The sequence below is a fragment of the Paenibacillus sp. FSL R5-0623 genome (assembly GCF_037974265.1).
Taxonomy (GTDB): Bacteria; Bacillota; Bacilli; order Paenibacillales; family Paenibacillaceae; genus Paenibacillus.
Window position 1 is genome coordinate 3389590 of the sequence record NZ_CP150233.1, and the last position, 26044, is coordinate 3415633.

The following is a 26044-nucleotide window of genomic DNA, read 5'->3' on the forward strand; positions in this document are numbered from 1 at the left end:
GATTGTTCATGACAGATGCAGTAGATTGTGATATTCGACAGTCCTTAGATCGAATTTCCTCCCAAATGCGTCGAAACTATAGTGAATCTCTTCGGGAACTTAATCTCTATGTAGGACAAGATAATTTGTTGTATCGGCTGTGGTTGGGTGATGGGGTAACACAGATGCAACTAAGTGAACATATGAAATGCGAACCACCAACGGTTACAAACATGGTCAAATCACTGGAGCAGAACGGTTTTATATATCGCAAACGTGATGTACAGGATGCAAGGATCATGCGTATCTTTCTAACCGATAAGGGCAAAGAATTAGAAAAACCGGTTGAGTATAAATGGAGAGAGCAGCAAGAGAAACTACTTCAATCCATTTCTTCGGAAGATCGGCTGATATTGAGGCAATTCATGCAACAAATGGAGCGAAATATTTTATAACTTATGCCAAGCTTCATGTAAGCTAAATGAAATGAACGAAGCAGAGCCGCTATTATAGCGGCTTTTTTTACTGCCAATAGATATGCATCCTTGTCCAGAACAAAGAATTTGTACTGTCCGTTTCGGAATTCACGATTGCATCTCTAATGCTGGGATAAGATTGTGATAATTCAAGTTAATTTTGTTCATTTCGATGTTGAAGTGATTACAGTACACTGAAAGAACATACAAACGGAACACACTAAACATGAAAAATGTGGGGATTATAATTCGCTGGAGGTTTTAACGTGAAGACCAAAAATATCTGGTTTAATCAACCAGCTGGAACATGGGAAGAGGCATTACCTATCGGAAATGGAACTCTTGGTGGCATGATTTTTGGAAAAACACAGATCGAGAGAATTCAGCTTAATGAAGATAGTCTGTGGTATGGTGGTCCGATGGAGCGGAATAATCCACAAGCACTTGAATCTTTATCTCAGATCAGAAACCTGATTTTTGAAGGTAAGATTAGGGAAGCAGAAGAACTCGCAGCAGATACTCTGGTAGGTGTTCCTGACGGGCAAAGGCATTATGAGCCACTAGGGGACTTCTATATCGCTATGGATCACAGTGAACATGAACCAAATGAATATCAAAGACATCTCGATCTGGAACATGGCAAGGTAAACGTGAATTATACCGCAAATCAATCCATTTACAGCCGAGATTATTTTGCTAGCTACCCGGATCAAGTGCTCGTTGTTCATCTCAAATCTAGCGTGCCTGGAAAGTTATCTTTCTCCACTGTTTTTGGCAGGGGAACCGTTCTGGAATCAACATCCTATTCAGATATTCTTAAGCATCCTGTTGGTTTCCAATCCTATCTGGACCGGATCGAGAAGCGTGGAACGAATGACTTGATCATCCGAGGAAGAAGTGGGGGAGAGGAAGGAATTCGATTTTGTTGTGCGATTCGCCTTATATCTGAAGGGGGGCAGGTTCATTATTCAAGCGGTCAGCTTTCTCTGAAGGATGGTAATTCAGCAACAATTCTAATCACGGCTTGCACGGATTTCCGAGTACCCAAGGAACAACTCGAAGTGGAGTGCCTCAAAAGAATTGAAGCTGCTTTCGCAAAACCATATAGCGAACTGCTCACCGATCATGTCTCGGACTATCAATCCTTATTCAAGCGGATGGATATACATCTCGAAGATGAACATAAAGATGTGATATGTTCCGAACTTCCAATCGATCAGCGCCTTGAGCGGCTTAGAGCTGGTAAGCATGATCCGGAACTGCTGAGTCTATACTTTCAATTTGGTCGCTATCTGCTTATCTCAAGCAGCCGTCCAGGTTCTTTACCGGCAAACCTTCAAGGGATATGGAATAAAGACATGCTTCCTGTATGGGATAGCAAATATACGATTAATATTAATACACAGATGAACTATTGGCCTGCAGAAAGCTGCAATCTGTCTGAATGTCACATTCCATTGTTTGATTTTATAGATCGACTGCAAGTCCGGGGAAAGGAAACCGCTAGAACCATGTATGGATGCAAGGGGTTCGTTGCTCATCACAATTCGGATATCTGGGCAGACGCTGCTCCGCAGGATGTATGCATGACATCGACGTTTTGGACTATGGGAGGAGCGTGGCTTTCATTACATCTATGGGACCACTACGAATACAATAAGGATGTTCAATTTCTCAAAAAAGTTTACTCCACGATGAAAGATGCGGCTATGTTTATTCTGGATTATCTTACAGAGGATCCTTCCGGCAATTGGGTGATATGTCCTTCGTCCTCACCGGAAAATCGCTATATATTAGATAATGGAGAGTCGGGGGCTTTATGTTTTGGTGCTTCAATGGACAATCAGATTATTAGAGAACTCTTCACGCGTTGCATTGAAAGTACCCGAATATTGCAAGAGGATCAGGAATTTGGAGAATTACTCCGTAGTGCTTTAACCAAAATACCGGAGACCTCCATTGGCAAACATGGCCAGATCCAAGAGTGGAGTAACGATTATGATGAATTGGAACCGGGTCACAGACATATTTCCCATTTATTCGCTTTGCATCCTGGAACGCAAATTACGTTGCAAGCAACGCCTGACCTGGCCAAGGCAGCTCGTGTAACACTCGACAGAAGACTGGAACACGGTGGTGGACACACAGGATGGAGCCGGGCGTGGATTCTCAACATGTGGGCACGATTAGAGGAGTCGGAACTTGCACACGATAACATCGTGGAACTTCTACGTTCCTCCACATTACCCAATCTGTTTTGTGACCATCCTCCATTTCAAATTGATGGGAACTTTGGAGGTACTGCAGGTATAGCAGAGATGCTTCTCCAGAGCCATAACGAAGTAATCAGATTGTTACCTGCTTTGCCGGCAGCGTGGCCAAAAGGATATATTCGTGGTATTCGGGCTCGGGGCGGATTTGAAATAGATCTGGAATGGGAAAATGGTCGTCTGTTAAATACCAGAATTCGTTCTATTGCAGAATCAAGAGTAACCCTATCCTATCTGGACCAAAAGATAGAATTAACCTTCCCTGGCCCCAATGCCATGATTGAATTAAAAGGGGATAAATGGAATAAATAATAAGAACTTACCGATTACCTGAGCGAATACCGGCTGATAAAATTGCCGGGTGAATTCGCTCTTTTTTTTGCTGAAATAAGATATAGGCAAAAGTTGGCGTCTTTTTGCTCAATGCAATGTTTAAAGAAGACTTCCATATTTAACAAATTTACCAGGTGAAGTGCCGACCTGCTTGGTGAAGCTGCGAATAAAATTGGCATAATCTCCAAAACCGGATTGATAACAGGCCTCTGTAATACTCAACCCTTCCATTAAATAAGATTTCGACAGCTCTATACGGCGACTAAGAATATATGCTCGAATCGTGAGTCCGGTATGCTTTTTGAATTGCCGACTAATATAACTCCTATTCGTGAACATAGCCTCTGACAATTGTTCGAGGGTCAGTTGCCTCGTCAGATTACATTCAATGTAATCCATCGTGTTTCGAACTAATTCAGGCATAATATCTGTTGCAACAAAATCCGTATTTTGAAAAGTTAGATTTGTTAGAAGGAGTAACTGTGTAATCAAAATATTCCCCAGAATATCCGCTCCATAGTCACTTGATGAGAGACACTGTTCAAGCTCGCCAGCTAATTGCAGCACTCGTTGAAGCTCTTCCACTTCAAGATGTACGATATTACCCTTACCCTTGGGACGGTAGTCGAAACATGCGGATAAGTTGGTGCTTGAAGTAGACAAACGGTTCAGATATGACTTTTTCAGATTTATGGTAATTCTCTCATATTCGTTTTTGTCCAAGGCAAAGGAACGGTGCATCTCCTCCGGGCTAAGAACGAGCAGATCGCCACGTTGCAAATGGTAACAACGGTTCTCAATATAGAAGTTTACATTGCCACGAAGAAATATGTAAAGTTCATATGCATTATGTCGATGATAAAACGTTCCCATATTATACGTGGTGGTGCGATGAAGGTACAACAGTTCATTCTGGATTGGATCAAACAGGTATTCTGAAGTCTCATTCATATCGGATATATGGCCTCCTTGTCGTTTCGCGCAATAAATATAGCCGTTTGTGCAATGAAATTGCAGACGTGAACCTATAAAATGTAACCATCCTAGCATGATGGATACATAATTGCAAGCGTTTCCACTCAGGTGTGTACAACGCGATTGGAGGAAAAGATGGATCTGATTTTCACGGCACGAAGTAGAGTGCAGGACACCGTAGAGTACACAGCATTGGACAAGCATGCTCTCAAGGCTGACGTAAAAGTAAAAAGCGGGAACGGCAGTGCAGAAGACCCATGGCAAGCCGACATTCAGATTTACAACAAGGGCCAGAATCCCTGGGCAGGGGTTATTCATGTGGAAATGCCGTTGGACAAACAGAATCCGAGGTTTTTTTTGCCTGCATTTATGTATGGCCGCAACCGGGGCGAAGCACCACAGAATGTCCCAAATGAGTTCCCCAGACTAAGGGAGGGCAGTCCTTCTCGCCCTTCATCACCCTGGTGGATGGTCCGAAGTGATCGTCTGTCTCATCCGGCTGCACTTATCTATGATGAAGGTCGGATTGTTGGTCTAAGCGCAAGTCCCTACTGGATCAATACAGGAAGCCAGAAGCAGCAATGGTATCCAGGAATGGAAGGAACGTTTGTGCAGTATGGTGGATTCACATGTTCTATTGAAAAGGGTACGGTCGGATATACGTTGGGATATGAGAATGCACCGTTGCTATTTATCAAATCCAGACTTGTCCATGAGCGAGCTGCCCTTGGAGAAAACTGTTTTGAACTTGCGGCAGGTGAATCGGTTGGGCTCACACTTGAACTATATAACTACCAGTCTGAATCAGAACTGGGCATCAATCCAGCACTGGAAACAATCTATAGGAGGTATCACGAAAAACCAAGAGAAGGAAGTGACATTCAGACAACGGTAACGGATTTGTCCAATGCCATCTATGAGTATGCCTGGCTTCCGGAGGATCATCATTATTCTACATTTGTATATGAAGATGCTGCTGAAACCGGTGGCTACCGATACAACAAAATTATCTCAATCAGTTGGACCAATGGTATGACCATCGCTGCACCAATGCTTATGGCCGCACTGCGCCTGAATAATGAGCCCATGCGACAGCAGGCGTTATCCTGTATTACCAATATTATCGAGAATGCCATGAATCCCGAATCCGGACTTCCGTATGACGCTTATCAGGATGGGATATGGAGTGTTAAAGGCTGGTGGTTTGACGGCATGCGTACCCCAGGACATTCCTCATACCTTGTAGCTCAAGCGATGTTCTACATTCTGAAAAGCTACGATTATGAGAAGCGCATTCGAAATGTGAGACACGATGATTGGCTTGCTTACGTCAAACCAATACTCGATCGTCTGGAGTGCACGAAGAATACGGATGGAGAATATCCCACCATTTTGTCAGAGCGGACAGGAGCTGGTCTTGAATATGATGCCTTTAGTGGGGTCTGGTGTCTTGCTGCCAAGGCGTATTACTGCTGGTTAACCCATGATGAATCTTCTCTGGATGAGCTCAGACGCAGTGAAGCCCATTATTACAACACCTATGTCCAACAAATGGAATGTTACGGCGCTCCGCTGGATGCGGACAAGGCAGTTGATTCGGAAGGCATCCTGGCTTACATCAAAGCTGTTCGGTTTCTGCATGCGTTGACCGGTGACGAGCTGTATCTAGATCACATGAGAGATGCAATCAGTTATGAATTCAGCTTCAAATTTTGTTACAACTCACCTATTAAGATTCCGCCGCTCAGTACATTAGGCTGGTCCAGTTCCGGGGGAAGTGTTACTTCAGTAGCTAATCCGCATATTCACCCCATGTCCAGCAATCTAGTGGATGAGCTCTTGTATTATGTTGGACAACGGGAAGACAATTATGTTCGCCAACGTATGATGGATACTATCGGGTGGGGTTGTCAGACCTATAATCGTTATGATCAAGAATTCGGCTATGGCAAAAAAGGATGGATGTCTGAACGCTTCTGTCATTCGGAAGGACTGGTCACTGAAAAATATGAGGATGGTACGCCAGCCAGCACCTGGTTTTGCTTGATGCCATGGGCTAGTGGATCGATCATCGAAGGCCTCGTTGGTGACTATTGGGATTATGCACGACATGAGTGAATGTATTTTGCAATAACTACAACAGTCACCATATTAGATTCATTCCGCCGATAGGGAGACATGCTACCGGCGGTTTATTTTCGTTGGAGGAAAGGGGACACACAGATGTTAAAAGTATTGCTGGTAGATGACGAGATGTATGTACGAAAAGGGCTGTATGAACTCATAAATTGGATGGATCTTAACATGGAGATTATCGGAGAGGCAGAGAACGGTGCAGAGGCATTAAATCTGATTGAATGCCTGAAACCAGACGTGATTATTACAGATATCCGTATGCCAATACTGGATGGGCTGGAACTGATCCGTGCCGTAGAGAAAATGCCACTTCTGGAACCTGTGTTCATTATCATCAGTGGTTATCATGACTTCAAATATGCACAGCAGGCAATCCGGTACGGCGTTCATGACTATATCCTGAAGCCTATTGATGATGAAGAACTGATGGCAACGTTGCAGAAGTCGGCTAATCTGATTTGCAATAAAAGAAAACATATTCTTTTGGCTGAGGGACAGGCCAGTAACATCATGCTGGAGGATATGATCAAAGGCCATATACAGAAGGAAGATGAACATCGATATGCCGAGATGCTCGGGATCAATCGTAACTCCAGTCTGCTCATGAATTTGATTGAACTTCAGACCGGACTAGATGAAATTAAAATTACGATTGAACAGCTACGTGAAGCAGTACATTCTCTGGAGAGTAATTTATGCAAAATGTTCATCAGTGAGCAACAACGCGGCACGTTTGCATTATTACTGTTGTGGCCTGATCATCATCAAGGGGGCTCAGCGTTACAGGATAAACTGCATAGTATTCATATAACAATGAGCAAAAGGTTTAACCTGGACATCGGCCTTTACGCAGGAACACTCGTCAAAGAAATTGGCGATGTCCCACAATCCCTTAAGGCGGCTGAAGAAGCAGCCAAGCATAAATATGCTGAAACTGGCGGTGTCGTGCGTTATACGGAGATCAAGGACAAACCGCTGTTTGTTTTCAATGTATACCAGGACGAGGTGGATCACTTAATTTTGAGCCTGGAAGAGGGGAATAGGCCTGCGTACCACAAGATTGTAGAAGAGAGATTCAAATTGTTTCATGTGAATCGATTTTCTCCTCAGGCTGTATCTGGTTCTCTATTGCGTTATATAACGGGTATTCTCTCTGTGGTCAACGAAATGGGTGGTAATGATGAAGGGTTGCAGCAGCTGAAGGAGCTGGCACAACAAAGTCATGAAGGTTGGAATTTACGACTATTGCAGAATACATTTCTCATCGCGCTGGAGGAGGCCGAGGAATATGTCTCTCATCTGCGGTTGGAGCGATCCAAAGGGGATATCAGCAAGATCAAACGATATATTGATGCAAATTATACCGAGAACATCAATCTCAAAAGCATTGCTGCACTCTTCTACATGAATCCCGTTTATCTTGGGCGATTATTCCGCAAAAGCTACAATCAATATTTCAATGACTATCTGTTGAACCTGCGTATTCATGAGGCGAAGAAGTTATTGCGCCAGACGGATCTGAGAATGTACGAGGTTGCTGCACGCGTAGGATTTCAAAACGCGGATTATTTTGTAACCCAGTTTGAGAAACTTGTTAAGTTATCGCCTACAGAATATCGCAATCTCCTTATGGGAAATGAGCAGCGAGGTGCACAATGCCAAGATGGAACCTGAACTACATGAAGCTTCGAGATAAGCTATTGCTGATGTATGTCCTGTCCGTGTTTATTCCCATCGTTGTCACCAATGTGGTGTTCTACAATGTCACATCCGCCAATATTCGTAGTCAGAAAACTCGTGATGCCGGCATGGCTTTGAACAATCTGAGGAACGACCTGCGGGTAACCATTGATCAGGGCGTCGGCCTCTCTTATTCGTTATATACTGACCCTGTATTCAATGACACCATCTCCCGTTCATTTCAAAGTCATTTTGAGTACATTGACGCTTATAATTCCTATCTAAAAGGGCAATTCTCCGGTCAAATGAATCAGGGAATTCGCTGGTATCAAGTGTATACCGATAACTCTACCATTTTATCTTCCGGTTATATTGATCGTTTAACTGATGATGTCCGCAACTCGGACTGGTACGTTCAATTTCAGGCATACTCCGCCCCTTATCCGGCACTGATCTCATCAGATCAGATGTTAAGTCTGGTTCAAAGGCTCGACAATCTGGACACTGGGGGGAGAGAGCAGTTACTTAAAATTGACCTGAATATGGATATGATCAAGCAGTATTTTCACAACAGCGGATTTGATGGAAAAGTGTATCTTCTTGATCCGGGGGGACACATCCAATTTTCAAATGATCCTACAGCAGAAGAAGCTCAGATAGGGAAACGTTACAGTGAGATCCAGTTTCCGAACAAAATGATTCCCTTTGAACTTACGTATACAGGCATTAACTATCTGGAAGGGTGGTCCCTGCAAGGGGTGATGGATGAAGAAATTGTGTTGAAGGAGGTGCGGAAGTCCCGTTCCTTCGTCGTATGGCTGGCTTGCATTAATTTTGTCCTGCCTTCTATTATCATCGCGGCGATGTCCAGAACTATCCATGTCAGGTTGGTGCGCATTCTAAAACATATGAAAAAAGTAAAAACACAGAATTTCCAGACGATTCCGCCTGAAGATGCAAGAGATGAAATAGGTCAACTTACGATGGAATTTAATCGAATGACCGAGACGATCCATAACCTGATTCATGAAGTATATCTCGCCGACATCCAAAAGAAAGACCTGGAGTTAAAGCAGCAGCAAGCACAACTTCATGCGCTCCATAGTCAGATCAACCCGCATTTTTTGTTTAATACGCTGGAGTCGGTACGTATGCGGAGCCTCATCAAAGGCGAAAAAGAGACAGCCAAAATCGTGCATAACATGGCCAAGATGTTTCGCAAGTCGATTAGTTGGAATCAGAATGATGTGACAGTACAAGAAGAATTGGAACTCATCGAGAGTTTTTTGCAAATTCAGAAATACCGCTTTGGAGAAAAACTCCAATATACCATTGAGGCAGATCCTGCGGTACTGATGTACCGAATCCCCAAGATGGTTATCCTTCCCTTTGTTGAAAATGCAAGTATTCATGGAATTGAGTCATCTCCGGGTGTAGGTATCATTCAACTCTTCGTTTCAATGGAAAATGACCAGCTGCATATCAGACTAACGGATAACGGTATAGGGATGTCACAAGCAAAGTTGGAAGAGTTGTTAAGTTACCTGGATCAGAACACCGATATGGGAGAGCATGTTGGCATGAAAAATGCGTATAGTCGTTTAAAACTTTGTTATAAAAATCACTTTACATTCGACATCCAGACATGGGAAGGAGAAGGTATGCGTATCCAAATTAAGCTTCCACTTGATCCATCAGCCATGCCAGGCGACTAAATACGAGGGATATACTTTTCAAAGTAGGAGGTACACTTTCATGGGTAACTTTGAAAGCGCTATCTTGATATATTGAGAAGGCTTAAAGACACAAACAATACTTTAAGGGGGCATTTGCTACATGTTTAGAAAAAGAAACATTATAACAGGTCTGGCCATTTTACTGGCTGTAACGCTGGCAGGGTGTAATAAAGCCAGCCCGGAAGCCTCTTATCCTGACAGTAATGACAACACCCCGGTCACCTTTAAATATTTCACTTTTGGGGGTGGCAAGAAGGACATTCTGGCAAGCAGCACGACCATTGGCAAGAAGCTACAGGAACAAACAGGCGTTGACTGGAAGATGGAATATCTGGTCGGTGATGGTGCAACCAAGGCAGGTGTAATGATTGCGAGTGGGGATTACCCCGACATCATCGACTCTAGTGGTGAAATGGCCAAATTGATGGATGCAGGATCTTTTATCCCGCTGGATGAACTGATCGATCAATACGGGCCTAACATCAAGCGGGTATACGGGCCTTATATGGACAAATTCAGACAGGAGGATGGAAAGATATACTTCTTGCCATACACTGCCAACATCGGTTATGTGTCAGAGCCTAACTTCCAGACCGGCTTTTATATTCAACGTGCTGTGTTAAAAGAATTTAACTACCCCAAGATCAAAACACTGGACGAATATTTTGACTTGATTGAACAATACAAGCAAAAGCATCCGCAGATCGATGGGAAAGAAACCATCGGCTTCGCCACACTTGCGGGTGAATCGGGCAGCTTCTTCACCCTGCTAAATCCGGCTATGCATCTGGCAGGTTATCCAAACGATGGCAGTGTGATGGTGGATATGCAGAGTCATGAAGCCAAACTGGTAGCCGGATCTGATTATCAGAAACACTGGATTCAGAAGCTGAGCGAGGTTAATGCACAGGGGATGTTTGATCCTGAATCCTTCACAATGAACCAGGATCAGTATCTCGCCAAGTTGACGTCCGGTCGAGTGCTGGGATATTTCAGTTACTCCTGGCAAGTTGGAGACGCAACGAACAATCTCAAGAAGGCTGGTATTGACGATAAACGATACGTATCTCTACCGATCGTATTTGATGAAAGTGTCAAAGACCAGTATGTGGACCCGCCAGGTTTTGTGAACAACTACGGTGTCGGAATTACCGTAAATGCCAAAGATCCGGTGCGAATTATTAAATATTTTGATAATTTGCTTAAGGAAGAAAACCAGATTCTGGTTCAATGGGGTGTTGAGAACGAGACGTATAGTGTGAATGATGAGGGCCGCTTTTACTTTGAAAATGATGACCAACGCAAAGCACACGAAGATCCGGAATTAAGTCGTAAATTCGGCTTTGACTATTTTAATTACAGCTGGCCTCGTTACGGGAATAACTCCGTGCTGGAGGATGGCAACGCCTATGGGCCGGGCAATCAACCAGAAGTGGCTACCTTTAGTTACACCGACGGAGATAAGCTTTTGTTAGAGAAATATGGTGTGGAGACATTCACAGAATTATTCAGCACGCCGGATGAGCGTCCTTGGTCTCCTGCTTGGTCCATTGCACTGGAGCAGGGCTCTCCTGAACAGATTTTTATCACCAAGGCAGAAGACCTCCAGAAGAAATATTTACCCAAAATGATTATGGATTCACCTTCCACTTTCGAGAACACATGGAATGAATATATGAGTCAATTGAATCAACTCGACAAGAAAACATACGAAGCTACGATAACACAGGCAGTTAAGGATCGTGTAGCTGGCAAATGGTGAGTGTAATCCATAAGAGAAAACACGGAACGGGGGAATATTCATATGTTAAAACCAAAATTTAGAACAGCGGGTTTAGCTGTATTACTTACAGTTTTGCTGGCTGGGTGCAGTCAGAACAACTCGTCATCATCACCTTCAGCCACAGGTGATGATGAGAACAGTCCAGTCACGTTCTCGTATTACATGTTCTCTCCAGGCAAGAAGGATGTTCTGGCAAGCGAAACAACCATCGGTAAAGCGTTGCAAGAGCAGACGGGTGTGGACTGGAAGATGGAATATCTGGTAGGTGATAGTGCTACCAAAGCCGGTGTCATGATTGCCAGTGGAGACTATCCTGATGTCATTAGCTCCAGTGGTGAGATGTCCAAGTTACTGGATGCCGGGGCCTATATTCCGCTGGATGATCTGATTGAGGAATACGGCCCTAATATCAAAAGAGTGTATGGACCATACTTCGATAAAATGAAAAATGCCGAAGACGGAAAAATCTATGCACTGCCTTATACAGCTAATCAGGGTGAGTATTCAGGTAGTCCAAATGTGGGCGGAGGAGCTTTCTGGATTCAACGCTCTGTGCTCAAGGAGTTTGATTATCCCAAGATCACTACACTGGATGAATATTTTGATCTGATCCAGGATTATAAGGAAAAACATCCAACTGTCGACGGTGCAGAGACCATCGGATTTGTGTCACTTGCGGGTGTGGCTAATAACTTCTTCACACTGCAAAATCCAGCGATGCATCTTGCCGGTTATCCGAACGATGGCAGTGTTATGGTGGACATGACTACCCATGAGGCAAAAGTCGTCGCCGGAACAGATGCCCAGAAAAAATGGATTCAGAAGTTAAATGAGATCAATGCTCAAGGCATGCTTGATCCGGAATCCTTTACGATGAACAAAGACCAGTATTTGGCCAAGCTGACTTCGGGTCGTGTGTTAGGATACTTCAATTATGGCTGGCAGGTTGGAGACGCGTCGAAAAACCTGCTCTCGGCAGGCATTGATGAGAAACGTTATGCACCACTTCCGATTGTGTTTGATGAAGGAATTAAGGATCAGTATGTTGATCCTCCCGGCTTCGTCAACAACTATGCAACAGGTATCTCGGTGAATGCCAAAGACCCTGTCCGTATCATTAAATATTTCGATAATTTGCTGAAGGAAGAGAATCAGGTTCTGGTGCAATGGGGAATCAAGGACGAGACGTACAGTGTGGATGATAAGGGCAGGTTCTATTTTGCAAATGAGGATCAACGCAAAGCCCATGATGATCTGGAGCTGAGCCGTAAATTCGGGTTCACCTACTTCGGATCAGACTGGCCGCGATATGGCGGTGAATCTACACTTACCGATGGTAATGCTTATAGCCCTGGCAACCAGCCAGAAGTAGCCGCTGCATCTTACACCGAGGGAGACAACAAGTTCCTTGAAGCCTACGGTATCCAAACCTTTAGTGAATTATTTAACAAACCGGAAGAGCGGCCATGGTTCCCCGCATGGTCCATCGCCCTTGAGCAAGGATCACCTGAACAGATCTTCACCACCAAATCAGATGATCTGCAACGTAAATACTTACCGGAAATGATCTTGGGAGCACCATCGAATTTTGATAAGCTGTGGGATGCCTACATGGCTGAATTGAACAAATTGGACAAAGCTGGTTATGAAGCGACCATTACCAAAGTTGTGAAGGATCGTGTAGCAGGAAAATGGTAATACGAACACTTTAAAACAAACTGTTACATGCGCAGGAGAAGACGAAAGAGCATAAACTCCGGCTTCTCCTCGCATGAATAACAGCACAGGAAAGGAGCAGGTTCATCGTGGAGAAACCTAATGTCTCCCTTAACTCGATGCCTCCAGCCTCGAGTCCGAAGGGAACCAGAGCACACTCGTTCTTTAAGCGACTTGTGCAGCAACGAACGCTTGCCTGGATGTGTATTCCTTTTGTCATCTGGGCTTTTATCTTCAAGTACCTGCCGTTATGGGGATGGACCATGGCTTTTCAGAATTTCAAACCGGCGAGGTCCTTCTCCGATCAGCAGTGGGTCGGCTGGCATCATTTTAGTATCTTGTTTGAGGACAATACCTTCTACCGGGTGCTGCGAAACACACTCGTTATGAGTTCCATCAAACTGGTGTTGGGATTTGTGACAGCAATTACACTGGCCCTTTTGCTGAATGAGCTGAAAAATGTCATATTTAAACGTTTTGTGCAAACCGTCAGTTATCTGCCTCACTTTATCTCGTGGGTTGTTGCTTCCAGCATTGTATTAACAGTCCTGTCACCAGACGGAATTATCAATCTGCTGCTGATGAAGCTTCACCTGATTGACAGTCCGGTACTATGGATGGGGAAAGGTGAATACTTCTGGGGTATTCTGGGGGCAACTGAGGTTTGGAAAGATGTCGGTTGGAACACCATTATCTATCTGGCAGCGATTACGGCAATTGATCCGGCGCAATATGAGGCTGCCGAGATTGATGGAGCCAGTCGCTTCAAACGGATGTTATATATCACCCTGCCCGGCTTGAAACCGGTTATTGTAATCTTGTTGATCATGAACATGGGAAGTATTCTTGAATCCGGATTCGAACCACAATATCTGCTGGGTAACGGGATGAATATGGACTATTCGGAGAATCTGGACATCTTTGTCCTGAAATATGGATTAGGGATGGGGAACTTTTCCTTAGGTACAGCAGCTGGCATATTCAAAACTGTGGTCAGCTTCATCTTCCTTTTCTCAGCGAACTATATAGCGAAAAAAATGGGAGAGAGCAGACTATTCTAAAAGGAGGCCTATGCCATGCGTAAAGGAAACACATCCCGCTTGCGTAATAGCAGCACCGGGGATCGAGCGTTTGACACCATTAACATCATCTTCATGATATGTCTGATGATTGTGACGATCTATCCCTTTGTTAATATGATTGCCGTATCCTTCAATAATGCAAACGATGCCATTCGGGGTGGAATATATCTATGGCCTCGTGTATGGACACTGGACAACTACAAATACATTTTTGGCGAATCTGATATTTATCACGCAACTCTGATCTCGGCGCTGCGTACGGTCATTGGAACCGTGGTGTCCGTCTTCTGTACAGCCATGCTCGCGTATACGGTTAGTCGTCAGGAATTTGTGCTTCGCAAGTTTGTTACGATGTTTTTTGTCTTCACCATGTACTTTAGCGGGGGGTTGATCCCCGGTTATCTGCTAATTCGAGACCTTGGATTGATTGGTTCCTTCTGGGTATATATCATTCCGGGTGTAATTGGAGTCTTCAATATGATTGTCATCCGTTCATTTATTGAAGGTCTTCCTGAAGGCATTCTGGAGTCAGCCCGTATTGACGGGGCAGGGGAGTTCACGACATTTATCCGCGTTGTCCTGCCGCTAACGATTCCCGCAATGGCAACCGTATCACTCTTTGTAGCTGTGGGACAATGGAATTCCTGGTTCGATGTATTCCTGTACAACTCTTCCAATAAAGAATTGAGCACGCTGCAATACGAGTTGATGAAGATTCTGCAAACTTCAACGACCTCAGCGACTTCATCAGCAAGTGATGCTTATCAGTCTGCCGAGAGCAATGCAACGGCGGTCACACCAACCTCGATTCGAGCGACCATGACCATTATTGCAAGTGTTCCTATTCTGATGGTGTATCCGTTCTTACAGAAATACTTTGTACAGGGTATGACGATTGGTGGCGTGAAGGGTTAGTCATGACCTGAATAATTTTATAGAAGTATGAAAACGCAACAAACTGTACCGTAGTAACGTCTATTCATCCATAGAATACAACAGGAGTGAAACCAATGCATGTAAAATGGATGACGATGATTGGTGCCGTTCTTGGCTCTATGCTTATTGGGGTGGGAACGGCAGCTGCGGAAGAAACGTTTGTTGATCTAAAGTATTCCAAGTGGGCAGAGGATGGCATCACGTATATGGCGAAACGGGGAACAGTAGCCGGATATGGCAATGGGATCTTTAAGCCAGAGGCACTTGTGACAAGGGCACAAGCTGTCACTTTTATGGTGCGCGAGCTTTATCCAGATCAGCTTCAAAGAGCAGTGGAAGGCACAACCTATTCGGATGTTCCAACTACACACCCTTTCCATCGAGAAATCATGATAGCTGCTAAAAATGGACTTGCGAGTGGTTTTCCTAACGGAACCTTCCGTCCGGACGCACCACTTAGCCGCGCAGAGACTGCGGCCTTCCTTACACGGGCTTATTCACTAGAGGAAGATAAGAATCCTGCAAAATGGACTGATACGGACAAGCATTGGGCAGCAGCACCTATTCTTATTATGAGTTCAAACGGCTTGGTCGGCGGTTATTCAGATGCCACCTTCCGTCCGAATCAAGCTGTCACGCGCGCTGAATATGCCGTATTTATGGCGAGAGTAATTCGCTTCGAACGTGAAGCGGCCATTCGGACACAAGATTGGGATAAATTGATATCCTATATGACGGTAAGCGAGCAAGTTGGTCAGATGCTTATGCCCGACATTAGGCAATGGAATGGTAAAGCAACAACGACCGTGAATGAAGGACTGAAGCGCACGATCCATGATCAGGACTTGGGCGGACTTATTCTCTTTGACAAAAATATTGTAGACGCGACGCAGCTTACAACGTTCACAAATGATATCCAAAGAGAAGCAGGTGACATTCCTCTATTTCTTAGCATCGACCAAGAAGGAGGCGTTATTAAGCGGATACCAGGAGGCACGAACCTTCCCGGACAGATGGCGCTTGGCGCAACCGGAGATGCAACGCTAGCCAAAGCAGCCGGTCAGCTGACAGGGGAGGAGCTGAAGGCACTGGGGCTGCAGATCAATTTTGCGCCAGTACTGGACATCAACAGCAATCCCGATAACCCCATCATTGGTATACGGTCGTTTGGCTCGGATGCGGATATGGTGACACGGCTTGGTCTGGCAACGATAAAAGGGCTACAGCAATCAGGGGTGATGGCGGCAGTTAAGCATTTTCCGGGACATGGAGATACAACGGTAGATTCCCATCTTGGTATGCCTGTGCTTGCCCATAACCGAGAACGGCTTGATGCGGTAGAATTAAAACCGTTTCGGGCTTCAATCAAAGATGGTGTAGAGATGATTATGACCGCGCATATTGCTTTCCCTGCCATAGACAACGAGCATGTCACTTCCCTCAAGGACGGTGAACGTGTGCCGATTCCTGCCACCTTATCGAAAAAGGTACTGACAGGACTTCTTCGCGGAGAGCTGGGATACGAAGGTCTCATCGTGTCGGATGCCTTTACCATGAATGCAATTGCGGAGCATTTTGGGGAGAATCAATCGGTGGAACGCGCCGTTTCCGCAGGTGTTGATATCATCCTTATGCCAAAAGATTCAGCAGCGGCCCATCAAACGCTGGTGAAAGCAGTCAACAATGGAACGATCAAGGATGAAACCATACATGCATCTGTGAAACGAATCTTGGAGATGAAAGCGAAATATGGTTTATTTGAACGCAGTCAAACTCTTGCGCAAAAGCTAACTCAGCTTAACGGTATCATCGGATCGAAGGCGCACCGAGCAGTGGAGCAGACAATCGCAGAGCGGGCGGTCACTGTACTCAGCAGTCGCGAAGGTGTGCTTCCTGATCCAATGAAGCAAGGCGACCGGGTTGTTATTGTCGCAGCTGAGCAGGAACAGGCGAAACAGCTTGAGAAGCAGCTGTTGCAAGCGGCTAATAATCTGTCGTTAAAAACTGAAATATCACTTGTTGGACAAGGCAACATGAATGAAACACTTCAGGCGATTAGCAAAGCCAATTATGTCATTCTTGCTTCTTACCAGTTCCGCAATGTGGCCAGCCAGTTCGGTTGGGGTGATTATCAAACCTTGATTAATGCGATGAACAAGAGTAATCAGCGATACACGCTGTTCTCACTCGGTAACCCTTACGAGATGATCTATTTACAGAACGTGCGCTCAGGGCTTGCTGTGTATGGAAAGCAGGAGCCCAATACGTCTGCCGGGATCAAAGTATTGCTTGGTCAACTAAAAGCTGGAGGACAGTTGCCCGTGCTAACGGATTAACGTTTATTTAATGAAGAAAAAAACGGATTCCAATATACGGAATCCGTTTTTTATTTCAAACTTTTGTTTTATCGATCTATCTACCATGCCATCACTCGGGTATTTCTTCACTACAAACAAAATGGAGCAGCATCTTCACAAATTGCTCCGTCATTCGCATATCCAATGAATTATCATGAGCAGCACGAATAGTTACCATGCGCTGGAGCATGCCCATCATCGTTGTGAAGATAAACTGAGCCAGATCGAGAGGAGGGGACGGATTCTTAATACTGCCGTCAACAACGCCTTGGGATAAAGCGCCCATCAGGAAATGTTTTTCTTTCCCGTGCTGGTTGAACTTATCATACTTTTCTCTTAATTCAGGACTAAAATCATACATCTCATAGTTGATATCAAATAATTGAATAAACCGGATGTAGTCTGGATGATCCTGGGCAAACACAACCCATGCATTCAACATGACCTTGAGTTGTTCTCGCCCGTTCATGTCCTTCGTTGATGTACGACTAATCTCATTTGTTAAATGTTCGATCAGTTGCATCTGAATGGCTAGAAGAAGCTCATCCATAGACTGAAAATGTTTATAAAAGGTCACTCTACTAAGTTCAGCTTTCGTACATACATCCTTAATCTTCACCTGGAGCAATCCATATTTCAAAAAAAGCTCCTTACCTGCTGCAATCAAATCGTCACGATGTTTATTTCCCAATTGTTGATGCCAGTTTTCATTCACTTGTATACAGTTGTCCTTTCTTCGAACGAAATGCGTTCAAGGTCAGTCCGAGAGAAGCAAGCAGCATAATTGCACCAAAAATATACGGGAAGTTTATGTTTTTGTCAAACAATAGTCCTGCGATCAGCGGGCCAATCACCGTTCCGAGACTGGAAAATGTAGTATTCAGACCGGATGCATAACCTTGCCGATCTCCTGCATTCTTGGATATTAACGTGCTGACCGAAGGCCGCAAAAACGAATTAAAGGCAAAGAATAACGCAGAAGCGAACAACAGAAACACAAGGTTGACCTTAATTAACATTAACAATAAAGCTATGGGTGTGACTATTAAGGAGAGACGGATCAACTTAACTTCACCGATTCTCTGTACGAACCAATCCAAAAGCCAGATCTGCACAACGATACCGATAATCGCGCCCAAGGTAATAATGATGGAGATTGTTGCAGCGTCGAATCCGTATTTTTGCTCTGCAAAAAGAGCAAATACCGTCTCATAACTCATGAGGCCAAAGGTCATGACAAGCAACACTATCAAATATTTGAAATAGGGGACTTTAAAAGAACTCCAGATTTTCTTGCCCAAGTGATCTCCTTTTTGAAGACGGATGGAGACCGTTCTTTTCTCCGGGGGAAGTGTCTCAGGCAATAGCAGTGTCATCAGGGCCGCAATCAGTCCCAGACCCGCTGCGAAGAAATAGGGCATGCGAATGCCCATCTCGGCAATGATACCGCCCAGACCAGGTCCCAGAACCATCCCCAAGTTCATAGCTGCACCGAAATAGCCCATGCCTTTTGCACGTGTCTCTGGCGTTGTAATATCGGCGACATATGCGAGGTTGGCAGGAACCATTAAACCAAGACTGATTCCACCGATAAACCGTGCGACATAGAGGAACGGCAATGACGTCGACAGCGCAAAGATGATATCTGAAATGACTGACAGAAACATACCTGCGATGATCAACTTTTTGCGTCCAAATCGATCAGACAGTTGTCCCCCGAGAGGGGAAAAGAAGAATTGAGCGGCACCGAAGGCTGCAACTAAAAATCCTGCTACTGTGCCTCCCGCATGAAAAAGCTTCAAATACTCCGGCAATATGGGGATAATCATCCCTTGGCCCAATAAAGCGATAAACAGATTTAACATCAGAATGAACAGTGGAAAGCGAACTGATTTTGGTAATGTACTCATGTACGTCATTAATCCCTTCATTTACAACTTGTTAACCTTTACATTGTGTAAACCATTTTAAATGATTTGAAGGAAATATGTAAATCTTTTTTTAGTGAGTAGAGTTATAATTGAATTCATATGGAGGTGCGAACACGTGAATTTAGAGGAAGTGTTTACGGTACATGTGAACATTGAGAAATCATTTGATTTACAGAATAGCGAAGATGATTCGGTTGTCATGATTACTTTTACAGGCAGCGTAACCGGAAAGTACTTTGAAGGAATCGTGCTGGGTGGAGGAGTGGATACGCAGATCATCGGGAAGAATGGTGGTCCGCATACTCTATCGGCAAGATACATGCTCCAAGGCAAGGACTACACAGGGCATACATGCAAAATTTATATCGAAAATAACGGAATCATCGATACAACGCTGAAAACTGCTTTATTTCGTACTTCCCCCAAGATGATTACAGACAGCAAAGCCTTATCCTTCTTGAACCGTGAGACACTTGTTGGAGAAGGTCATCCGACGGAGTCAGGGATAGATATAAAAATATACAGGGCGCCATGATAATGCGAGACATGCGATAACTATTTTGTTCATGTGTCTCGGAGCAAGATAGCCTGTTATGCTGATTCAGAGTCGCTAAATAAGCGGCTCTTTTTGTCGTATGAGACTTTACGTCAATTTTTATATGTATTCTTTTACAATCAATTAACATAGGATGGATACTGCGCAGACACTTCTCACCTATAGTATGATGAGCGAAAATAAAACTAATACGAGCATATCAAGGGAGAAAACGATTCAATATGATGATCAAAAAAATCGGGATTTCAGTAGCATCACTCGCCATGTTAACGTCTGTAAGTGTGTTTGACGTATATGGTGCAGGCTCCAAACGCATGATCGAAGTTTCTGAACAATCGGCTAATGTGGTCGTGAACGGACAAAGGGTGGAAGGAGAGTCGTTTCTCTACAATGGAGTTACTTATGTACCGGCAAGAGCTGTTGGGGAGGCCCTGGGACAAGAGGTAGACTGGGATAACAACACCCAATCGGTATTTGTTGGAGCAAAAATGAACGATGAGCAGGGATACCGCGGTACCAAAACGCCATATCCTTTTAAGGCTACAAGTTATACAAAAGCTCCTAATGGATATGAACCCGTATTTATTAACTACATAGGGAGACACGGTTCCAGACATCTATCCAGTTCCAAGTACGACAAGACCCTCTTTGAACTGCTTGACATCGCTGAGAAGGATGGGCAGATCACTAATCTGGGCAAAGAGCTGATGAAGGAAATTGGCAATCTGATGAAGGTTGAAAAAGACCATTATGGATTGTTATCCACTACGGGTGGAGAAGAACTGAAAGGAATAGGAACCAGAGTGGGGCAGAATTTCAGAGAACTATTTACATCAGATAAAAAAGTAATCGCTCAAGCGACCTTCAAAGATCGAACGCCCCAGAGCAGAGATCAGTTTATTGACGGCTTAGAGGAAAGCTTGGGAGATAACAAGGTAGACATTCTGGCTTCAGCCTTTGAAGAAGGGAAAGACCCCTATCTACGGCCCTACGACCTGGCTACGAAGTATAACGAGTACGTAGAAGATGGAGACTGGGTTGAATTATACGAGGATTATGTCACACAGAGGACTGGAACGCGTTATGCAAAAGAGGTCCTTTTGCAATTTTTCTCTGAAGACTTTTATGAGAGATTGAATTCTGGAGATTTCGAGCTGAAGGATGAGAAGGGAAAAGTGAAGCTTAGCAACCCTACTGAGGCTGCTTCTAATTTATACGAACTGTACATCATTTCTTCAAATATAAAAGGAGAAGGTGACTTCGAATTCGGGCGGTATTTTACAACCAATCAGTTAAGTTGGTACGAGAGCGTTGATAATATCAATGACTTTTATGAAAAAGGTCCATCTTTAACGTCAACAGATCTGCCGCAGAATATCATTGCACCTCTGGTCAAAGAGTTGATCGTGTCTACCGAACAGTCCATTCAGCAGAAAGACACGGCTGGTATATTTCGTTTTGCTCACGCAGAAACCATCATTCCATTATCTTCATTCCTGGATATCGCCGGAGCTAATGTGAGTATTGATAAACCGCAGGACGTGACCCAAAACTGGAATGGCTCGGTTATCTCACCGATGGGGGCAAATATCCAATGGATTCTGTATTCCAATGGTAAGGATATTCTCGTAAAAATGCTTAGAAATGAAGAAGAGATTGCCTTCCCGATTGAAACAAAGACCTATCCGTACTATAAATGGGAAGATGTGAAGACATATTACGAAAACAAACTGCAGAAGGTAGGCGTAAGCTTGGACAGCAGTTTGGAAGACAATATCGAGATTTTACAGAAGAATTTCTAATTGGTTGGATGAAGAAAGCAACTCCTCTCCATGGAGTTGCTTTCTTTTTTTTGCATTTTGAATGAAATGGACCAATAAAAAATCTTAAAACAAAATGTGACCAAATGCCGTCCGTAAGAGTGTTAGAGGTATAAAGGAGGGCATACAACCATGCAGCGATCAGTGCCCCAGCTGGGCGATCATGTGATGAAAGTCTATGAGACATACGCGGATACGCTGTTCCGGATTGCCATGGTGCACCTCGGCAGACGAGAAGACGCGGAGGAAGCCACTCAGGATACCTTCATCAAACTAATAGAAAAAGCACCTACATTCAACGATGCGGAGCATCAAAAAGCATGGTTGATTCGGGTCATCACCAATCATTGCAAATCCTTATTAGGCAGAGGCTGGCGTAAACGGGAGGTTAAGCTGGAGGGAGTCGATCCCCTTACAACAGACAACCCTGAAGATCACGCGCTGATCGAACTTGTGCTGTCACTGCCCGTCAAGTATAGATCGGTGGTTCATCTGTATTATTACGAAGATTATCCGATCCGAGAAATCAGCGAGATCCTGGAGATTAGCGAATCAGCAGTGAAAATGAGATTAAAACGAGGCAGACAGCTGTTAAAACTGGAGCTGGAAGGAGAGGAACTGTAATGAACGAAGAACAATTCAAACAAAACTATAAGAAAGCGGTGGATCATATGAAAGCAAACGAACAAATGAAGAAACGGGTAGAGCAATCCTTAAACACGCAACATCAGGGACCAAAACGTCAACGTAAACCATTATACATTGCAGCAAGTGTCGTTATCGCTGCCAGCATTGGCTTGGCTGCGCCGAGTGTATGGCAACAATTCAATGGACCAGCCGCACCAACTCCACAGGTGGTAGAGGTGACTCCAGGCGCATCGTTCGATCCGATCGTGATTCCGAAGATGGAATTGCCGGATTCACAGGGCAAAGGCGCGATGGCTGATATGGTGCAATTGGTCGTGTATGGAGGAAATGTCTATACACAGTCCCCAACATTGCTTGAAGGCACCAATGCGCTCAGCCTGCGGGGGGATAAACTGGGGACCACCACTGGCGGCATTGATGAGCTGAGCGGCCAGGATAAATACACTGAACTTGCTTCCAACATTGGCGAAGCTGACATCTATGCGGTTAATGGCTACGATAAGGACTTCCGCATCATGTCTTACACCGAGATCGATGGTCAGGTGTATGCTCAACTATTTGACAAGAACAACGGAATCACCATTGGTACGGGTGCCGACCTGATCGGCAAGCTTCATCTCGAAGGCAACATCACTTCTGCGCAATGGGAAACGTTTGACAGCTGGAATAACGGATTGCAGCAGTTTCAGCCGTTAGCAATGGGTGAATCGTTGGAAAGTTTCATCTCGGCGTTATCTGCTGCCAAACCGATTGCAACGAGCCCGGAATTGGAAGAGAATCTCTACGGCAAGGAAAATCGCAAGATCATCTATCTCACGCTGGAAGACAAAACGCAGGTCCCACTGGTTCTGTTTGGTGAAGGTCTGGTTCGTTACGGTAATGTTCCGGCATTCCTGGAAGTGGAGAAAGGCGCATTTCAATCATTCTGGAACAGCTTGGGCGAGTAAGGTGAAGACAGTAATATGGTTTCATGAAGAAGAGCGAACATGGCACGCAAGTGCTTTGTTCGCTCTTTTGATTATTGGTGGGGTTAGATTAATTAGAATTTTTGTAATACACCAAGTGATCGGTCCATTCATTATTTTCGTGTATAAACCCTTTACGTAGACATTCAAATTCCATACCAACACTCTCTGCTAGTTTCATGGAAGGGGTGTTATCCACATTGATATGAGCTTCTATGCGGTGGAATTTCAGATGTTCGAATGCACTCCTCTGTATTGAATGTATGCTCATGGCATAGAACTGAAGTAGTCCATAACCACGCTGCGAAACTCTAAAGCGGCTTTTGAAATATACCTGTTTTTGTGCGAAAGTAGAGCGATTTCCCGAACGAGTCTGTGCTCCTCTACCTGAAGATATCTAATGCACTCATGCGGGTTTCTGGCTGTGCTAGGTATAAACGTGAGACCGATCTCCGCTTCAACAAGGGCTGTTAATCTTGCAGGCTCATCACCTTCATATACATACTTCGGTACAAAACCAACGGATTGACATACGGAATCTACCATATCACGAACCCCATACCCTTGCTTCACCCCAACAAACCGCTCGTCCTTAAGCTCGGTTAATTGAATGCTGCTTCGATCTGCATATCGATGACCCATAGGAACAGCGACTACAATCGGATCGTCATATAGGATCTGACATTCGATATCGTCACCATGAATCGGAGGGGAGGAGAGACAAAAGTCCACCTCGCCCCGATGTAGAAGTCTGGACATGTTTTCTAACGAAACCATTTGCACATGAAATTGAATGTCCGGTTTGTTTTTCCGGAATTCCCGTAGTATACCTGGCAAAGTACTTGCCGTAGTCACCGCCAATTGCAGTGTACCCTGATCCGGGTTGGAGAGGTCAGCGATTTCCCGCTTTCCTTGTTCCAATTCAAATAAGGCTTTTTCAGTTCGCTGAAGAAATGTTCTTCCAAAGTCGTTTAATCGCAGCTTTCTCCCGATTCGATCAAATAAAGGGACTCCGAGGTCGTCCTCTAATCGTTGTATCGTTTTGCTCAGGGAGGATTGCGTGACATGCAGCTTTCCCGCAGCTTCCGTAACATGTTCGCATCGGGCCACCGTCAGGAAATATTTTAGTTGAAGAAGTTCCATTTGCACCATTCCTTCATTCCTTCTAGTTCATCAAATCATAACATATAATGCGTTGGAATAAATGAATGTTTTCAAGTAAGATGACAGCAGAAGAAGGAGTGATGCACCCATGAACGTTCGAAATAAAGGATTGATGTTAGCTGTTGGACTCGGAATTATGTTGAATCCGTTGAATTCCTCCATGATTTCTGTGGCAATCTCCAGGTTACAACAAGTGTATCAACTTAATTTTACAGCCGTCTCGTGGATTATTTTATCATTTTACATTGCCAGTGCTGTCGCTCAACCCGTCATGGGCAAGTGTAGTGATTTGTTTGGCCGCAGGAAGATCTTCCTCATGGGTCTTATTATTGTTTTTGTATCGTCCATGCTAGCTCCGTGGTCTCCCAGTTTTTCGTGGCTCATCGTATTCCGGATCATTCAATCGATTGGCACAAGCATGATGGTGGCCGTCGGAATGGCGATTGTCAGAATTAACGTGACTGACAAGCAAGCCTCCGCCTTGTCCACCTTGGCTATATTCCTTTCTGGAGCGGCTGCGATCGGGCCCTTTATTGGTGGAGTATTGATTCATTGGTGGGACTGGCATAGCATATTCATCGTTAATATTCCGTTTGTCATGGCAAGTTTTTGGTTCGCCTGGAAAACAATCCCGAAGGACGAGCAATCCCCGTCTATCTCTGGTGACATATCCATTCGGAAATGGCTTGCGTTAATTGACGCACCAGGCATCCTGATGTTTACGGTAGCCTTGGTAACTCTGCTCATCGGTTTACGTTCAGTAAATTCCACAGGAGATATTTCAACATGGCATCTGCTGACAGGAGCGATCGGGTTAATCGCACTCGTTATGTTCATTCGACATGAATTAAAAGCGGCCACGCCTTTCATCCCTTTGCGAACCTTTGCCACATATCCCGAGATGACTTGGGTGAATGTGCAATACATGCTGGTAAATATCCTGTTTTACGCACTATTTTTTGGAGTTCCTACGTATTTGAAGCAGATACGACATCTCAATGAAGTTCATACAGGAATGAGTATGCTAGCTTTGGGGTTATGTTCAGTCATTATTGCTCCGATTGCAGGGCGCTGGATTGACAGATCAGGATCACGGCCAGCTCTGATCGTATCCGCTTCTTTAATGACATTTGGCTCTATATTAATCGTTGTTATGAATGAAACTTCTCCAATCTTCATAATCATTGTTGCTTTAGCTTTATTTGGAATAAGTAACGGCCTAAACGCGGTCGGCATGCAAGCAGCACTGTTTAAAAGCACACCGAAAGAAATGATTGGAGTGGCATCGGGTATTTTTAATACATCACGCTACTTGGGGACCATTTTATCGTCGTTATTGATTGGAATTGTTATGGGGGATACATTCAATGTGACAGGATTTCAGATGCTTGGAATCATCCTTACGGTATTAGCTGCATCACTGATCATCATGAGCATACGTCGCGAGGCAGGTTTGGTGAGTCCGGAGCAAGGAAGCAAGTAAAATAGAGAATCTGCCTTG

The 26044-nt window shown here is 44.4% G+C and carries 20 protein-coding genes; 15 read left to right on the forward strand and 5 right to left on the reverse strand.

The annotated features are described in order from the left end of the window. Positions 1-8: 8 nt before the first annotated feature. Both MKY92_RS14865 and MKY92_RS14870 read left to right on the forward strand, forming a co-directional pair. Entirely contained in the window at positions 9-434 is a 426-nt protein-coding gene (locus MKY92_RS14865) for a MarR family transcriptional regulator (protein ID WP_339301521.1), read from the forward strand. A gap of 287 nt (positions 435-721) precedes the next feature. Beyond that, positions 722-3037 (forward strand): glycoside hydrolase family 95 protein, encoded by a 2316-nt coding sequence (locus MKY92_RS14870; protein WP_339301523.1) that lies wholly within the window; start codon positions 722-724, stop codon positions 3035-3037. Between the two features lie 120 nt (positions 3038-3157). Here MKY92_RS14870 and MKY92_RS14875 read toward each other — a convergent pair whose 3' ends face one another. Beyond that, a complete protein-coding gene (locus MKY92_RS14875; RefSeq protein ID WP_339301525.1) occupies positions 3158-4009 on the reverse strand; it encodes an AraC family transcriptional regulator in 852 nt (283 codons plus the stop codon). A 159-nt stretch (positions 4010-4168) separates the two neighbouring features. Here MKY92_RS14875 and MKY92_RS14880 point away from each other — a divergent pair, with 159 nt between their 5' ends. The 8 genes from MKY92_RS14880 to MKY92_RS14915 all read left to right on the forward strand — a co-directional run bounded on the left by MKY92_RS14880 (position 4169) and on the right by MKY92_RS14915 (position 17438). Next, positions 4169-6151: a hypothetical protein gene (locus MKY92_RS14880; protein ID WP_339301526.1), complete on the forward strand. Its 1983-nt coding sequence runs from the start codon at positions 4169-4171 to the stop codon at positions 6149-6151. 105 nt (positions 6152-6256) lie between these two features. After that, positions 6257-7843: a response regulator gene (locus MKY92_RS14885; RefSeq protein ID WP_339301527.1), complete on the forward strand. Its 1587-nt coding sequence runs from the start codon at positions 6257-6259 to the stop codon at positions 7841-7843. Continuing rightward, the gene (locus MKY92_RS14890) at positions 7825-9564 is read left to right on the forward strand and encodes a sensor histidine kinase (protein ID WP_339301529.1); all 1740 of its coding nucleotides are present in this window, start codon (positions 7825-7827) and stop codon (positions 9562-9564) included. The genes MKY92_RS14885 and MKY92_RS14890 overlap by 19 nt, the downstream gene beginning before the upstream one ends. 121 nt (positions 9565-9685) lie before the next feature. After that, positions 9686-11347: an ABC transporter substrate-binding protein gene (locus MKY92_RS14895; RefSeq protein WP_339301530.1), complete on the forward strand. Its 1662-nt coding sequence runs from the start codon at positions 9686-9688 to the stop codon at positions 11345-11347. A gap of 42 nt (positions 11348-11389) precedes the next feature. After that, positions 11390-13066 carry an ABC transporter substrate-binding protein gene (locus tag MKY92_RS14900; RefSeq protein ID WP_339301531.1) on the forward strand — a complete coding sequence of 559 codons (1677 nt, stop codon included), beginning with the start codon at positions 11390-11392 and terminating at the stop codon, positions 13064-13066. A 137-nt stretch (positions 13067-13203) separates the two neighbouring features. Beyond that, the gene (locus MKY92_RS14905) at positions 13204-14145 is read left to right on the forward strand and encodes an ABC transporter permease subunit (RefSeq protein WP_051153902.1); all 942 of its coding nucleotides are present in this window, start codon (positions 13204-13206) and stop codon (positions 14143-14145) included. A gap of 15 nt (positions 14146-14160) precedes the next feature. Next, the gene (locus MKY92_RS14910) at positions 14161-15081 is read left to right on the forward strand and encodes a carbohydrate ABC transporter permease (protein WP_339301532.1); all 921 of its coding nucleotides are present in this window, start codon (positions 14161-14163) and stop codon (positions 15079-15081) included. A 95-nt stretch (positions 15082-15176) separates the two neighbouring features. Continuing rightward, a complete protein-coding gene (locus MKY92_RS14915; protein WP_339301533.1) occupies positions 15177-17438 on the forward strand; it encodes a glycoside hydrolase family 3 N-terminal domain-containing protein in 2262 nt (753 codons plus the stop codon). Between the two features lie 91 nt (positions 17439-17529). On the opposite strand, the gene MKY92_RS14920 is transcribed toward MKY92_RS14915, so the two are convergent. Continuing rightward, the gene (locus MKY92_RS14920; RefSeq protein WP_339301534.1) at positions 17530-18174 is read right to left on the reverse strand and encodes a TetR/AcrR family transcriptional regulator; all 645 of its coding nucleotides are present in this window, start codon (positions 18172-18174) and stop codon (positions 17530-17532) included. Beyond that, on the reverse strand, positions 18167-19369 hold the full coding sequence (locus MKY92_RS14925) for an MFS transporter (protein ID WP_339301536.1): 1203 nt from the start codon (positions 19367-19369) through the stop codon (positions 18167-18169). The genes MKY92_RS14920 and MKY92_RS14925 overlap by 8 nt, the downstream gene beginning before the upstream one ends. 136 nt (positions 19370-19505) lie before the next feature. On the opposite strand from MKY92_RS14925, the gene MKY92_RS14930 reads away from it, so the two are divergent. The 4 genes from MKY92_RS14930 (at position 19506) to MKY92_RS14945 (ending at position 23361) form a co-directional block, all read left to right on the forward strand. Then, positions 19506-19925 (forward strand): DUF3237 domain-containing protein, encoded by a 420-nt coding sequence (locus tag MKY92_RS14930; protein ID WP_339301537.1) that lies wholly within the window; start codon positions 19506-19508, stop codon positions 19923-19925. Positions 19926-20167: 242 nt separating this feature from the next. Continuing rightward, positions 20168-21748 (forward strand): histidine-type phosphatase, encoded by a 1581-nt coding sequence (locus tag MKY92_RS14935; protein WP_339301538.1) that lies wholly within the window; start codon positions 20168-20170, stop codon positions 21746-21748. 150 nt (positions 21749-21898) lie between these two features. Beyond that, positions 21899-22390: a sigma-70 family RNA polymerase sigma factor gene (locus MKY92_RS14940; protein ID WP_036615805.1), complete on the forward strand. Its 492-nt coding sequence runs from the start codon at positions 21899-21901 to the stop codon at positions 22388-22390. Beyond that, positions 22390-23361 (forward strand): hypothetical protein, encoded by a 972-nt coding sequence (locus tag MKY92_RS14945; protein WP_339301539.1) that lies wholly within the window; start codon positions 22390-22392, stop codon positions 23359-23361. Before MKY92_RS14940 ends, MKY92_RS14945 begins: the two co-directional genes overlap by 1 nt. 88 nt (positions 23362-23449) lie before the next feature. On the opposite strand, the gene MKY92_RS14950 is transcribed toward MKY92_RS14945, so the two are convergent. Together MKY92_RS14950 and MKY92_RS14955 are read right to left on the reverse strand one after the other, a co-directional pair. Next, positions 23450-23650, reverse strand: a complete 201-nt coding sequence (locus MKY92_RS14950; protein WP_339301540.1) for a GNAT family protein — start codon at positions 23648-23650, stop codon at positions 23450-23452. Beyond that, complete coding sequence (locus tag MKY92_RS14955; RefSeq protein ID WP_339301801.1) at positions 23647-24522, reverse strand: LysR family transcriptional regulator; 876 nt, start codon at positions 24520-24522, stop codon at positions 23647-23649. Before MKY92_RS14955 ends, MKY92_RS14950 begins: the two co-directional genes overlap by 4 nt. 109 nt (positions 24523-24631) lie before the next feature. Between MKY92_RS14955 and MKY92_RS14960 the strand changes: the two genes are divergently transcribed. Beyond that, complete coding sequence (locus tag MKY92_RS14960) at positions 24632-26026, forward strand: MFS transporter (RefSeq protein ID WP_339301541.1); 1395 nt, start codon at positions 24632-24634, stop codon at positions 26024-26026. Positions 26027-26044: the final 18 nt, after the last annotated feature.

What these genes read in the sequence shown, in the direction of transcription:
- MKY92_RS14950 (WP_339301540.1), bottom strand. Translation starts at nt 23,650, where the DNA reads ATGAGCATACATTCAATACAGAGGAGTGCATTCGAACATCTGAAATTC.
- MKY92_RS14935 (WP_339301538.1), top strand. Translation starts at nt 20,168, where the DNA reads ATGATGATCAAAAAAATCGGGATTTCAGTAGCATCACTCGCCATGTTA.
- MKY92_RS14890 (WP_339301529.1), top strand. Translation starts at nt 7,825, where the DNA reads ATGCCAAGATGGAACCTGAACTACATGAAGCTTCGAGATAAGCTATTG.
- MKY92_RS14960 (WP_339301541.1), top strand. Translation starts at nt 24,632, where the DNA reads ATGAACGTTCGAAATAAAGGATTGATGTTAGCTGTTGGACTCGGAATT.
- MKY92_RS14945 (WP_339301539.1), top strand. Translation starts at nt 22,390, where the DNA reads ATGAACGAAGAACAATTCAAACAAAACTATAAGAAAGCGGTGGATCAT.
- MKY92_RS14895 (WP_339301530.1), top strand. Translation starts at nt 9,686, where the DNA reads ATGTTTAGAAAAAGAAACATTATAACAGGTCTGGCCATTTTACTGGCT.
- MKY92_RS14955 (WP_339301801.1), bottom strand. Translation starts at nt 24,522, where the DNA reads ATGGAACTTCTTCAACTAAAATATTTCCTGACGGTGGCCCGATGCGAA.
- MKY92_RS14880 (WP_339301526.1), top strand. Translation starts at nt 4,169, where the DNA reads ATGGATCTGATTTTCACGGCACGAAGTAGAGTGCAGGACACCGTAGAG.
- MKY92_RS14910 (WP_339301532.1), top strand. Translation starts at nt 14,161, where the DNA reads ATGCGTAAAGGAAACACATCCCGCTTGCGTAATAGCAGCACCGGGGAT.
- MKY92_RS14925 (WP_339301536.1), bottom strand. Translation starts at nt 19,369, where the DNA reads ATGAGTACATTACCAAAATCAGTTCGCTTTCCACTGTTCATTCTGATG.
- MKY92_RS14900 (WP_339301531.1), top strand. Translation starts at nt 11,390, where the DNA reads ATGTTAAAACCAAAATTTAGAACAGCGGGTTTAGCTGTATTACTTACA.
- MKY92_RS14875 (WP_339301525.1), bottom strand. Translation starts at nt 4,009, where the DNA reads ATGAATGAGACTTCAGAATACCTGTTTGATCCAATCCAGAATGAACTG.
- MKY92_RS14940 (WP_036615805.1), top strand. Translation starts at nt 21,899, where the DNA reads ATGCAGCGATCAGTGCCCCAGCTGGGCGATCATGTGATGAAAGTCTAT.
- MKY92_RS14915 (WP_339301533.1), top strand. Translation starts at nt 15,177, where the DNA reads ATGCATGTAAAATGGATGACGATGATTGGTGCCGTTCTTGGCTCTATG.
- MKY92_RS14865 (WP_339301521.1), top strand. Translation starts at nt 9, where the DNA reads ATGACAGATGCAGTAGATTGTGATATTCGACAGTCCTTAGATCGAATT.
- MKY92_RS14885 (WP_339301527.1), top strand. Translation starts at nt 6,257, where the DNA reads ATGTTAAAAGTATTGCTGGTAGATGACGAGATGTATGTACGAAAAGGG.
- MKY92_RS14905 (WP_051153902.1), top strand. Translation starts at nt 13,204, where the DNA reads ATGCCTCCAGCCTCGAGTCCGAAGGGAACCAGAGCACACTCGTTCTTT.